This window comes from Massilia sp. P2_C2, assembly GCF_056404615.1.
This window is the reverse complement of record NZ_JBFUDR010000184.1, coordinates 1-12,336: the sequence shown is the minus strand read 5'-3', so window position 1 is coordinate 12,336 and position 12,336 is coordinate 1. Positions and strand designations below refer to the sequence as shown.

14 protein-coding genes and 1 pseudogene are annotated in these 12,336 nt (G+C 64.1%); 8 read left to right on the top strand and 7 right to left on the bottom strand.

Translation table 11 applies throughout. From position 1 onward, the window contains the following. From AC1DYX_RS19890 to cysS, 5 genes are all read right to left on the bottom strand, one after another. A partial coding sequence (locus tag AC1DYX_RS19890) for an aspartate kinase (RefSeq protein WP_477261966.1) occupies positions 1–938 on the bottom strand: 938 nt, incomplete at its 3' end. Positions 939–1,065: 127 nt separating this feature from the next. Further along, positions 1,066–2,520 carry a tRNA lysidine(34) synthetase TilS gene (gene tilS / locus AC1DYX_RS19885; protein ID WP_477261964.1) on the bottom strand — a complete coding sequence of 485 codons (1,455 nt, stop codon included), beginning with the start codon at positions 2,518–2,520 and terminating at the stop codon, positions 1,066–1,068. Next, complete coding sequence (locus tag AC1DYX_RS19880) at positions 2,517–3,494, bottom strand: acetyl-CoA carboxylase carboxyltransferase subunit alpha (RefSeq protein WP_477261962.1); 978 nt, start codon at positions 3,492–3,494, stop codon at positions 2,517–2,519. The genes tilS and AC1DYX_RS19880 overlap by 4 nt, the downstream gene beginning before the upstream one ends. A gap of 61 nt (positions 3,495–3,555) precedes the next feature. After that, complete coding sequence (locus AC1DYX_RS19875; protein ID WP_477261960.1) at positions 3,556–4,224, bottom strand: DNA-3-methyladenine glycosylase family protein; 669 nt, start codon at positions 4,222–4,224, stop codon at positions 3,556–3,558. A 22-nt stretch (positions 4,225–4,246) separates the two neighbouring features. Next, the gene (gene cysS / locus AC1DYX_RS19870; RefSeq protein ID WP_477261958.1) at positions 4,247–5,644 is read right to left on the bottom strand and encodes a cysteine--tRNA ligase; all 1,398 of its coding nucleotides are present in this window, start codon (positions 5,642–5,644) and stop codon (positions 4,247–4,249) included. 249 nt (positions 5,645–5,893) lie between these two features. Between cysS and AC1DYX_RS19865 the strand changes: the two genes are divergently transcribed. The 8 genes from AC1DYX_RS19865 (at position 5,894) to AC1DYX_RS19830 (ending at position 11,202) form a co-directional block, all read left to right on the top strand. Then, positions 5,894–6,499, top strand: coding sequence for a peptidylprolyl isomerase (locus AC1DYX_RS19865; RefSeq protein WP_477261955.1), 606 nt, complete (start codon positions 5,894–5,896; stop codon positions 6,497–6,499). Positions 6,500–6,593: 94 nt separating this feature from the next. Continuing rightward, a complete protein-coding gene (locus AC1DYX_RS19860) occupies positions 6,594–7,088 on the top strand; it encodes a peptidylprolyl isomerase (RefSeq protein ID WP_477261953.1) in 495 nt (164 codons plus the stop codon). A 56-nt stretch (positions 7,089–7,144) separates the two neighbouring features. After that, complete coding sequence (locus AC1DYX_RS19855) at positions 7,145–7,927, top strand: UDP-2,3-diacylglucosamine diphosphatase (RefSeq protein WP_477261951.1); 783 nt, start codon at positions 7,145–7,147, stop codon at positions 7,925–7,927. Between the two features lie 203 nt (positions 7,928–8,130). Further along, positions 8,131–8,496: a GntR family transcriptional regulator gene (locus AC1DYX_RS19850; RefSeq protein ID WP_477261949.1), complete on the top strand. Its 366-nt coding sequence runs from the start codon at positions 8,131–8,133 to the stop codon at positions 8,494–8,496. Beyond that, positions 8,493–9,362, top strand: coding sequence for an ABC transporter ATP-binding protein (locus AC1DYX_RS19845; RefSeq protein ID WP_477261947.1), 870 nt, complete (start codon positions 8,493–8,495; stop codon positions 9,360–9,362). The genes AC1DYX_RS19850 and AC1DYX_RS19845 overlap by 4 nt, the downstream gene beginning before the upstream one ends. Continuing rightward, positions 9,359–10,360 carry a hypothetical protein gene (locus tag AC1DYX_RS19840; protein ID WP_477261945.1) on the top strand — a complete coding sequence of 334 codons (1,002 nt, stop codon included), beginning with the start codon at positions 9,359–9,361 and terminating at the stop codon, positions 10,358–10,360. The genes AC1DYX_RS19845 and AC1DYX_RS19840 overlap by 4 nt, the downstream gene beginning before the upstream one ends. A gap of 3 nt (positions 10,361–10,363) precedes the next feature. Beyond that, positions 10,364–10,492, top strand: coding sequence for a hypothetical protein (locus AC1DYX_RS19835; protein ID WP_477261943.1), 129 nt, complete (start codon positions 10,364–10,366; stop codon positions 10,490–10,492). Between the two features lie 80 nt (positions 10,493–10,572). Beyond that, positions 10,573–11,202, top strand: a complete 630-nt coding sequence (locus tag AC1DYX_RS19830) for a zinc ribbon domain-containing protein (protein WP_477261941.1) — start codon at positions 10,573–10,575, stop codon at positions 11,200–11,202. 78 nt (positions 11,203–11,280) lie between these two features. On the opposite strand, the gene AC1DYX_RS19825 is transcribed toward AC1DYX_RS19830, so the two are convergent. Further along, positions 11,281–11,976 (bottom strand): YceH family protein, encoded by a 696-nt coding sequence (locus tag AC1DYX_RS19825; RefSeq protein WP_477261938.1) that lies wholly within the window; start codon positions 11,974–11,976, stop codon positions 11,281–11,283. A 44-nt stretch (positions 11,977–12,020) separates the two neighbouring features. Then, positions 12,021–12,336, bottom strand: a pseudogene (locus AC1DYX_RS19820) (serine O-acetyltransferase); the annotation flags it as partial.

The following is a 12,336-nucleotide window of genomic DNA, read 5'->3' as shown; positions in this document are numbered from 1 at the left end:
GTCTTACCGTCGACCGACTGGTTCTGTATGATCATGTCGACCTCGATATTGGCCTCCGAGATCGGCCCGAGGATGTGGAAGGCGACGCCCGGCTTGTCGGGCACGCCCAGGACGGTGATTTTGGCTTCATCGCGTTGGAAGGCGATGCCCGAGATAACGGCTTGTTCCATGTTGCTTTCTTCCTCAAACGAAATCAGGGTACCCGAGTTGGCTTCTTCTTCCAACGACATCAGGGGGTCGGTCAGCGACGACAGGACGCGGGTCGGCACGCGGTAGTTGCCGGCAAATTCCACGGAGCGGGTCTGCAGGACTTTCGAGCCCAGCGACGCCAGTTCCAGCATTTCCTCGAACGTGATCTTGGACAGGCGGCGCGCATCGCTCACGACGCGCGGGTCGGTCGTGTAGACGCCGTCGACGTCCGTATAGATCAGGCATTCGTCGGCCTTCAGCGCGGCCGCGATCGCGACGGCGGAGGTATCCGAACCGCCGCGGCCCAGCGTGGAGATATTGCCTTCGTCATCCACGCCCTGAAAACCGGTGATGATGACGATCTTGCCTGCGTCCAGGTCGGCGCGCACGCGGCTGTCGTCGATCGACTGGATACGGGCCTTCGTGAAGGCCGAGTCCGTCTTGATGCCCACCTGCCAGCCCGTGTACGACACGGCGTCCTTGCCGCGCGCCAGCAGTGCCATGGCCAGCAGACCCACGGAGACCTGCTCGCCGGTCGATGCAATCATGTCCAGTTCGCGCGGGTCCGGCTGCGACATAATCTCTTTCGCCAGGCCGATCAGACGGTTGGTTTCACCGGACATTGCCGAAGGGACGACAACGATTCTGTGGCCGGCGTCGTGCCATTTGGCAACGCGGGCCGCGACGTTCTTGATGCGTTCCGTCGAACCCATCGACGTACCGCCGTATTTGTGGACTATTAAGGCCATGACTAAAGGGATTTCCGCTTGTAAAAAATCAAATGAGCCTTTTACTCTACATGCTGCGCCGCAGAATCACAAGCCGTCAGGGCGCGAAAACTATACCGAATAGGAATATGGTAATGCGGAAACAACATTAGGCCGGGATGGCCGGCGTCGCACTTTCCCACCGCAGGGCGACGCGCCCCGGGCCGTCCGCCAGGTGTCGGCAATCCATGCCGAGTCCCGCCGCGAACAGCAGGTCGAAGCCCGCGTTGACGATGGGCAGGCGCCCCCGCTCCCACGCCGGGATGCCGCTGGCCTGGTAATGCATCTTGAGGCTGCGCGACGGCCGGTTATCAGCCAGCTTCAGCCGCTCCCCACCCTTGCGGAAATCAATCTCGAGCGGCTGCGCGCGCAGCCAGGCCGAATCGAACCCGCGTTCGGCCGGGTCGAAATGCAGCGTGCCGCCATAGTCCGGGAATGATATCGCCGCCTCGCCGTTCCAGCGGAAGGCCTGGGCATGCCGCTCGATGATGCCGGCGTCGGCGGGATCGCGCATGCCGGCCAGGTCGGGCAGGCGCGGCACGAGATATAAATGGTCGCGGTGCCGGCGCACGTGCACGTCCGGATGCTCGACGAGCAGTTGCGCATCCTCGCGCGCGGACAGGATCTGCGCCACCATCTGCGCGAGCCACGCCGTCGACGGCATCGCCAGCCATTGTTGCGCGAACCAGTGGCGCAGCAGGTTGTCGATGCGGTCGCGGCTGAGGTCGCGTACGCGCGCCAGGTCGAGGCCGTCGCCGTCCAGGCAGGCGGCCAGGTCCTGGTCGCCAAGATCGTCCAGCAGGTGCCGGGCCGAGCGCTGGTGCGCGGCGCCGCGGGCGATACGCTGCTGGAACCCTGGAAACGCGGCGGCCAGCGCCGGCATCACCTGGTGGCGCAGCGCGTTGCGGGTGTAGCGCGGGTCGGCGTTCGATTCGTCCTCGACCCAGCGGACGCCCTCTTCCCGCGCCAACGCTTCCAGCTCGGCGCGCGCGACGCCCAGCAGCGGACGCGCGATCAGCAGGCGCTCGTCCCCGAGGAGGCCCGGCGCGCGGTTGGCGGCATCCATCCCGGACAGGCCGGACGGCCCGGAGCCGCGCAGCAGTTGCAGCAGCACCGTCTCGGCCTGGTCGTCGAGGTGGTGGGCCGTGAGCAGCACCTCGGCGCCGTGGGCCCGGCACATGGCGCCGAGGGCCGCGTAACGCTGCTTGCGTGCGGCGGCTTCGATGCCGCTCTTGCCCCTGGCGACGTCGACGGCGCGCCAGTCGAACGGGATGCCCAGGTCGGCGGCCGCGGCGGCGCAATGGTCGCGCCAGGCGTCGGCATTCGGGCTCAGGCCGTGGTGGACGTGGAAAGCGTGGAGATGGAAGCCGTGCGTGCGCGCATGGGCATGCGCGAGGCGCAGCAGCACCATCGAATCGAGGCCGCCGCTGAGGGCGACCGCGATGCCTGGCGTGGAATCAGGAAAATACTGATCGCGCAGCGCCTGGATGGCCTGCGCGAACGCCGCGGTGATGGCGGCGGAACCGGTTGCCGCGGCACCCGGCCCGTGGGACGAACGGCTCACTCTTCGCGCGGCAGCGTTTCCTTGAACTTGCCGTAGGCCATCAGCTTGGCGTGACGGGCGTCCAGCAGGTCCTTCGTCTTCATGCCCTGGAACTGGCGCAGCGAATCGGCCAGTGCGCGCTTCAGCAACTGGGCCATCTGCTGCGGATCGCGGTGCGCGCCGCCCAGCGGTTCGCTGACGATCTTGTCGATCAGGCCCATCGCCTTCAGGCGGAGCGCCGTCAGGCCGAGGGCGTCGGCGGCTTCGGCCGCGCGCTCCGACGTCTTCCACAGGATCGACGCGCAGCCTTCCGGCGAGATCACGGAATACGTGGCGTACTGCAGCATCAGCACGGCGTCGCCGACGGCGATCGCCAGCGCGCCGCCCGAGCCGCCTTCACCGATGATCGTGGCGATCAGCGGCACCTTCAGCTCGGCCATCACGTACAGGTTGTGGCCGATGGCTTCCGACTGGCCGCGCTCTTCGGCGTCGATGCCGGGGAACGCACCCGGGGTGTCGACGAACGTGAAGATCGGCAGGTTGAACTTCTCGGCCACTTTCATCAGGCGCATCGCCTTGCGATAGCCTTCCGGCTTCGGCATGCCGAAGTTGCGCATCGCGCGCTCCTTCGTGTCGCGGCCTTTCTGGTGGCCGATCACCATGCACGACTGGCCGTTGAAACGGGCCAGGCCCCCGATGATCGACTGGTCGTCGGCGAAGGTACGGTCGCCGTGCAGTTCATGGAAATCGGTGAAGATCGCATTCACATAGTCCATCGTGTATGGACGCTGCGGATGGCGGGCGATCTGGGAAACCTGCCAGGGGGTCAGCTTGGCATAGATGTCTTTCGTCAGTTGTTGGCTCTTCTTGGCCAGGCGATCGATTTCTTCCGAGATGTCGACGGCGGAATCGTCCTGTACGAAGCGCAGTTCTTCGATCTTGGAATCGAGCTCGGCAATCGGTTGCTCGAAACTGAGGAAAGTTGTTTTACTCATTGTACCTCCGGGTGTGTTCGTGGCCGCGGAAGATCGTCCACGCGGCGGCAAGGGCGTTATTCTATACCGGAACCGGATCCAGGCTACGCCATAAATACCATGTAGCAACTGTTCGCCAGGGTTCCCAGTTGGCGGCGACCTCGCGCGCATCGCTGCGCGAGACCGGCTCCCCCGAGAAATAATTCTGGCTGATGCCCTGGATCAGGCCGGGATCGTCCAGGGGCAGGACGTTCGGTCTGAGCAGATTAAATATCAAAAACATCTCGGCTGTCCAGCGCGTGATGCCGCGGATCTGCACGAGCTCGGCAATGACGGCTTCGTCATCCATCCGAGACCATTGATCCGCATGCACGCGCTTCGCCTTGAAATGGTCGGCCAGGTCGAGGATGTATTCCGTCTTGCGCTTCGACAGACCGCAACCCGACAATTCTTCCGCGCCGGCCTTGATCACCTGGGATGGCGTCATCTTCGGGCACAGCGTGCGCAGCTTCGTCCACGCGACCTCGGCGGCCTTGACCGTCACCTGCTGGCCGACGATCGAACGGGCCAGCGTGGTAAACGGATCGGGATGGCCGCGCAGATGCATGTCGCCGAACTGCGGGATCAGTTTATTCATGATGCGATCGCGCCGCATGAGCTCGGCCTTCGCCTCCGCCCAGTACGGCGGGACGGAGGGCTCGACGTCCGGCGTCGCCGGAACGGCGCCCGCGAGGTCCTTGGAAAGTGCCATGCTCGTTGCGTGCCCGGCGGAATCAGGCGCGGCGCCAGTTGGTGGTGCCGTCCGGCTTGTCCTCGAGCACGACGCCGCCCGCGGTCAGCTCGGCGCGGATCGCGTCGGCCTCGGCGAAGTTGCGGGCTTTCTTGGCGGCCGCGCGGCGCGCGATCGCATCGAGAATCGCGGCCTCGTCCAGGCCACCCTGCTGCGGGCTGCCGGCCTGCAGGAAGGCTTGCGGGTTCCGTTCGAGCAGGCCCAGCACGCCGGCCAGCGCTTTCAGCTGGCGCGCGGCCGGTACCGACTTGTTCCTATTGACTTCGGACGCCAGGTCGAACAACTCGGCCACGGCCAGCGGCGTATTGAAATCGTCGTCCATCGCGTCGCGGAAGCGTTGGGCGTGCGGCTCGTCCCAGTCGACGGCAACCGGTTCGCTGCCCGCGTCCACCTCGGCCAGCGCCGTGTACAGGCGCGTCAGCGCGCCCTTGGCGTCGTCGATGTGGGCGTCCGAGTAATTCAGCGGGCTGCGATAGTGGGCGCGCAGGATGAAGAAGCGGACCACCTCGGCATCGTATTGTTTCAGGACGTCGCGGATCGTGAAGAAATTGCCCAGCGACTTGGACATCTTTTCGTTGTCGACGCGGACGAAGCCGTTGTGGATCCAGTACCTGGCCATCGGCGGACCGAACGCGCCTTCCGACTGGGCGATCTCGTTCTCGTGGTGCGGGAACTGCAGGTCGGCGCCGCCGCCGTGGATGTCGAAGTGTTCGCCCAGCATGGCGCACGACATGGCCGAGCATTCGATGTGCCAGCCCGGACGGCCCTTGCCCCATTTCGAATCCCATTTGGCCTCAATCGGCTCGGATTCCTTGGCGGCCTTCCACAACACGAAGTCGAGCGGATCACGCTTGCCGGTATTCACGTCCACGCGCTCGCCGGCGCGCAGGTCGTCCAGCGACTTGCCGGACAGCTTGCCGTAGCCCGGGAAGTTGCGCACGGCATAGTTCACGTCGCCGTCTTCGCCCTTGTAAGCGAGTTCCTTCGTTTCCAGCTTTTCGATGATCGACAACATGTGCGGCACGTATTCCGTCGCGCGCGGCGCGACGTCCGGCGGCAGGATGCCTAAAGCAGCAGTGTCCTCGTCCATCGCCTTGATGAAACGGGTCGTGAGCGACGTCATGGTTTCATTGTTTTCGACGGCACGCTTGATGATCTTGTCGTCGATGTCCGTGATGTTGCGGACATATTTGACGTCGTAGCCCGATGCCTTGAGCCAGCGGTAGATGACGTCGAACGCCATCATCATCCGGCCATGACCGACGTGGCAGTAATCGTAGACCGTCATCCCGCACACGTACATGTTGACCTTGCCGGGTTGGAGGGGAACGAATACCTGCTTGTCACGCGCGAGCGTGTTGTAGATCTTGAGTTGGCTCATCGGATGTTTGCTAGAGGGTTGGAGCACGACGCTCGAAACGCAGCCTTGCGGCGTTGCCGGGATGTGGCGGGCGCGTCGGGAGTGTCAGGACTGTGATTCCCGGGAACCTGGTTCTTGCTTGATAGAATCGGCAGTCCGTCGCAAAGTATAGCATTGATAAAATCCTGACTGGCCGCATATGCCACAGGTTTATTTTTCTGCAAAACCCTTGACAGCGTTTTGCGCTATGTCCACCGAGAGGAAGCTACGATGCATATCCTGAAATACCCCGGCACCCGCCTTGCCACCCGATTTGCTGCAGGATTCGCTGCGCTGGCCGTGTCCGCCGCCGCGTTCGCCGCCGAGCCGCAAGTCTCCCTCAAGACTTCGATGGGCGAGATCGTGCTGGAATTGAACCAGGAAAAAGCGCCCGTCACCGTGGACAACTTCCTGAAGTACGTGAAGTCCGGCTTCTACAAGGGCACCATTTTCCACCGCGTGATCGACGGCTTCATGATCCAGGGCGGCGGCATGGATGCCCAGTTCCACGGACGCGCCACGAACAAACCGATCAAGAACGAGTCCAACAATGGCCTGTCGAACGAAAAGTATTCCGTCGCCATGGCGCGCGAATCGAATCCGGACTCGGCCACCTCGCAATTCTTCATCAACGTGGTCGACAATCCCGGTCTCGATTATCCGAACATGCAGGGCTCCGGCTATACCGTATTCGGCAAGGTCGTGAAAGGCCAGGACGTCGTCGACAAGATCAAGTCCGTGGTCGTCGACGACATCCGCGGCCTGCAGAACGTGCCCGTGACGCCCGTCGTGATTCAATCCGTGACCGTTCTCAAGGGCGATAAGCTAGTAAAATAACGAACTCGCAACTCCGAACCCGGAACCCGCTGCGGATATCGATGAACCGACGCGCCGGTTTTCGAGGTATCAACAACCATCACAGGATACAAACATGACCACCGTACTCATGACCACCAACAAGGGCAACATCAAGGTCGAACTGGACGCCGACAAGGCACCGAAGACCGTTGCCAACTTCCTGGACTACGTGAACAAGGGTCACTACACGAACACGATCTTCCACCGCGTGATCAAGGACTTCATGATCCAGGGTGGCGGTTTCGAGCCGGGCATGAAGCAAAAGCCGACCGAGCAGACCGTCGAGAACGAAGCCAAGAACGGCCTGAAGAACGACAAGTACACGATCGCCATGGCCCGCACGATGGCCCCGCACTCGGCATCGGCCCAGTTCTTCATCAACACCAAGAACAACGATTTCCTCAACTACCCGGGCCAGGACGGCTGGGGCTATGCCGTCTTCGGCAAGGTCGTCGAAGGCCAGGACATCGTCGACCAGATCAACACCGTCAAGACGGGCCGTGCCGGCATGCATTCGGACGTGCCGAACGACGACGTTATCATCGAGAAAGTCGAAGTCGTCCAGTAATCAAGAAAGGCAGGCATGACGCGCGGGAACCACCGCCCGGTCGTCCTGGCAACACGATGACCGCACCCGCGCGCACGCTCGCACTCTTCATTTCCGACCTGCACCTGCAGGCGTCCCATCCGCGCACGGCCGAGGCGTTCTTCCGCTTCCTGGCCAAACGCGCGGCACAGGCCGAGCGGCTCTACCTGCTCGGCGACATCTTCGAATACTGGGCCGGCGACGACGACCTCGACGACCCGTTCAACCGCAGCGTCGTCGATGCGCTGCGTCGCCTGGGCGACCATGGCACGGCCGTCTACTGGCTCGCCGGCAACCGCGACTTCCTCGCCGGCGCCGGCTTCGCCGAAGCGGCCGGCCTCACCCTGCTGGCCGAGCCGCACGTCGCGACGATCGGCGATACGCGCGTCACGCTCGTGCACGGCGACGCCCAGTGCACGGGCGACGTTAAATACATGGCCTTCCGCGCACAGGTGCGCGATCCGGCCTGGCAGCGCCAGTTCCTCGCCATGCCAATGGCCCAGCGCAAGGCGATCATCGCCGGACTGCGCGACGGCAGCCGCGCGGCCCACAGTGAAAAATCGTACGAGATCATGGACGTGGCCCCGGCCGCCGTCGCCGCGCTGTACACGGACAGCGGCACCGACGTCATCATCCACGGCCATACGCACCGTCCCGCCCTGCACGAGACCGACGGCAAGCGGCGCTACGTGCTGCCCGACTGGGAGCTCGACACCGACGCCGACAATGGCGCCGGCAATGGCCCGGTCCGGGGCGGCTGGATCGCGATCGACGAAGACGGACGCATCCTGCGTTTCGACCTCGACGGCCACGTTATCTGACCTGACCCGACCGTTTGACCGTCCGGTCCGGCGCCCGTTCCGGACCATGTTCCGACCCTCTCAATCCTGCTAGGTTGGCTTCACGACGCCGTGTATTGACCGACACCGACATGGTGTTATACTTTACTACAACACCACACCTGCACAACACCAACACGGAGGCAACATGACAACGACTACACCACTACCACGCGAGGCCGGCGATGACGATAGGCTGGAATGACAACGCGCCGATCTATCGGCAGTTGAAGGACAAGGTGATCGGTATGATGCTCGATGGCGCCCTGAAAGCGGGGGATCCGCTCCCGTCCGTACGCCAGATCGCGGCCGAGTACCAGCTCAACCCGATCACGGTCTCGAAGGCTTACCAGGAACTGGTCGACGACAACCTGGTTGAAAAAAGAAGGGGGATCGGTATGTATGTCACGGAAGGCGCGAGCGAAAAACTGCTCGCCAGCGAAAGGGAACGCTTCCTGCGGGAGGAATGGCCGGCGATGCAGGAACGTATCCGCCGCCTCGGCTTGAACATCGAACAATTGTTGCGCGAGCCGAACGGAGCCCAGCCATGAGCGCCGTCATCGAGGCCCGCGGCCTCTCCAAGCGCTACGGCAAACGCACGGCCGTGGACGGTATCGACTTCACCATCCCCGCCGGCCGCATCGTCGGCCTGATCGGCCCGAACGGCTCGGGCAAGACGACCACGCTGAAGGCGGCGCTGGGCCTGATCCCGTTCGAGGGCCAGCTGTCGGTGCTGGGCTATGACCCGCGCACCCAGCGCGATGCACTGATGCAGGACGTCTGCTTCATCGCCGACGTCGCGATCCTGCCCCGCTGGCTGCGCGTGGGCGACGCCATCGACTTCGTGGCCGGCGTGCACCCGCGCTTCAATCGCGACAAGGCCGAACGCTATATCGCGCACACGAAGTTACAGCCTTCGATGAAAGTCAAAGAGATGTCCAAGGGGATGATCGTGCAGCTGCACCTCGCCCTTGTCATGGCCATCGACGCGAAGCTGCTCGTGCTGGACGAACCCACGCTCGGCCTGGACATCATCTACCGCAAGCAGTTCTACCAGAACCTGCTGGAAGACTATTTTGACGAGCACAAGACAATCGTCATCACGACGCACCAGGTCGAAGAGGTCGAGCACATCCTGACGGACCTGATGTTCATCCGCGACGGCCGCATCGTGCTGGCCGCGTCGATGGAAGAGATCGGCGAGCGCTACGTCGAGGTGATGGTCTCGCAGGAAAAACTGAGCGCCGCGAACGCCCTGCAGCCGCTCGACCGCCGCACCGTGTTCGGCAAGGCCGTCATGCTGTTCGACGCCGGCCCCGGCGGCGCCTCGCGCCAGCAACTGGCTGCCCTCGGCGAAACCCGCAACCCCAGCGTCGCCGACCTGTTCGTCGCGACCATGAAAGGAACCTACGCATGATTTCCGACAAAAACGCCAACACCATGAAGTGGCTGTTGCGGCGCGAATTCTGGGAGCACAAGGGGGCGATGTTCTGGGCGCCCGTGATCGTCGGCGCACTGTTCATCGTGCTGATGGGCTGCACTGTCACGTATGGCATCCTGACACACGGCGTCCCGGCACACGTGACGATCAACGGCCAGGTGCTCGATCACGCCCGCCTCGACGCGATCCTACCCGCCGAGACGAAGATGATGGCCGCGAACATCGCCACCGGCATGTACCTGGGCGCATCCGCGCCGCTGTTCGCGATCCTGACCGGGGTCGTATTCTTCTACTGCCTCGGCGCCCTGTATGACGAGCGCCGCGACCGCAGCATCCTGTTCTGGAAATCGCTGCCCGTGTCCGATCCGATGACTGTGCTGTCCAAGGCCATCACGGCGATGGTCGTGGCGCCCGCGATCACGGTCGTGCTGGCGGTCGCCGCGTCGCTGACCCTGTTGTTCATCGCCTGTGCTGCGCTCAGTACGCAGGGCCTGAACCTGTTCTCCGCACTGCTGTCGTCGTCGGACCTGTATTTGTCGCCGCTGCGCCTCGGCGCGCTGCTGCCGGTGTACGTCGTGTGGGCGCTGCCGACCGTCGGCTGGCTGCTGCTCGTGTCGAGTTGGGCGAAGTCGAAGCCGTTCCTGTGGGCCGTAGGCGCCCCGGTCGTGGCACTCGTCGCCATCAAATGGATCAATGCGGCGCTCGAGAGCTTCTCCGGCCAGACGCTGCTGCTTGCGCACTATGCGAGCGACATCGTCGCCCGCATCCTCGGCGGCATCGTGCCCGGCATCTGGTTTACGTTCCCGGGCGTGACCGCGGCCATCCACCAGAATGGGCACGGCATCGACATGGGCAACATCGTGTCCCAGTCGTACATGAGCCTCGCCGGCCCCGATGCCTGGATCGGCGTGGCGATGGGTGTCGCGATGCTGTACGCCGCGATCCGCATGCGCCGCTGGCGCGACGAGGGCTGAGCGATGCGCCCTCGCTACGCAAGACGGCTCGCCGCACTGTCGCTAGCACTGTCCGCCACGGCCAGCGCCCAGGATGTCGCGCCCGGCGCCAACCGTGAAGGCGTCGTCCACGTGAATGCCAGCTGGTGCTGAGCCGCAAGCGCACGGATGTTCGGGTCTGGCCACACGTGCGCACGCCGGGACTGGCGGACAACTAACGCCGCTTGGGCGACGTGCGGCTCGAATGCCAGGTCTTCGTCACCATCGCGAAGAAGGAAGCGCCGTTCTGGGCCGTCGCACTGGCCAATACCGCGTTCCTGACAGGCGACTGGTGCAGCTTCTTCAAGGACGCGGATCGTACCTGGTCCGTGACCGTGGAGTCGCCGCTGGCGTCGGCCGTATTGCGCGAAGGCGAACGCACGCTGCCCCTGCGCGTGAAAGAGCACCAGTTCGAGCTGCCGCTGGCCGATCCCGGCTGGAGGTCAACTCTAGTCATGATCATGGAAAGCACAATGGAAATCGGGCAGGCCGCCAGGCTGCTGGGGACCACGGTCAAGGCTCTGCAGCGCTGGGAGCGTAACGACCAGTTCGCGCTCGGAGAGCGCACCTGGATCTGTGCCGGCTGCGGTGCGCATCACGACCGCGACGGGAACGCGGCGGTCAATCTGCAACGGCTCGCCACCGGCGCCCATGCGGCGCAAACGGCGCTACCCGAGGCGAGCCGGGCGGTAACGCCGGGCACTGCCGCCGGCCATGGCCCGGCGGGAGGCGGGAAAGTGACGCCTGTCAGGCACGAGCACGGTCGGCAGGACGGCTCGGGGCAGGAAGAGATCGGTGAGCACTTGTGCACACCTTCTCGATAGCAGCAACGAGGCCATCGTCGACCTCGCATACGCATCTACCGAGGCGCCGCACCATGAGTAGCCGCAACGCCAATGCGGTTATTCGAACTGCTGCCGGAACGCCGCGAACTGGGCCTTCAGTTCGTCGACTTCGCTGCGCAACGCCGTCACTTCCTGTTCCAGCTGGGCCACGCGGGCGGACATCGATCCGCCCGCCGCGCCGCCGGACGCAGCGGCGCCCGCACCCGCGTCCATGCGCGCGACGTCGATCGGCCCGCCCAGCAGGTGGCCGTAACGGGATTCCTTGGTGCCGGGTACGCGCTCGAGCCGGGCGACGAGCGGTGGATACTTGTCGATCAGGAATTGCAGCGCGCTTTCCGCGTCGGCAACCGACTTGAAGTCGTGCAGGCGGCCCGTGCGGCTGCGAATCTCGCCGGCCGTCTGCAGGCCGCGCAGCATCAGCACGGTCAGCACGGCAACCTTGTCCTGCTCGAGCGTCCATTTGATGCGCATGCGGTGCTCATACTTGATGACGCGCGCGCCAGCCTGGGCGATGCCGTTTACCAGCTTGCGCTGCATCAGGCGTTGTAACGTGTCGTGGACGACGTCCTCGGACAACTGCATCACGGGATCGCGGCTGGACAGCTGGTTGCAGCCGTTCATTACCGCGTTCAGCGACATCGGGTAATTGTCGGGCGTGAGCGCCTCTTTCTCGGCGAGGACGCCCAGGACGCGGATTTCGTTAGGGTCGAGGTCGGATGCCGGGTCGAAACTGCCCGGGATATCGTCTTGCATTGGATTCCTTCTTTATGCGTTCAGCGGGTCGGGCACAAGTGCGCTCAGTCGACCAGCCGGTTCAGTTGAGCCTGGTCGAGTTTATCACTCTCGTCGAGACCCTGGCAGCGGATACCGGCCGCCTTCATCGTCGCGCACATGCGCTCGATCTGCTCGTCCTGCTGGGCCACGTGGTTGATCAGGTTGTGCAGGGCCTTCGACAGCGGGTCGTCGCCGTTCGGCGTGACGCCGTAGGCCGCGAAGATCTGGGCACCGCGCGACTGATCTTCCTTGCGCAGGATGTGGGCCGGGTTGCCGACGGCCGTGGCGCCGGCCGGGACCGGTTTCACGACGACGGCGTTCGAGCCGACCTTGGCATAC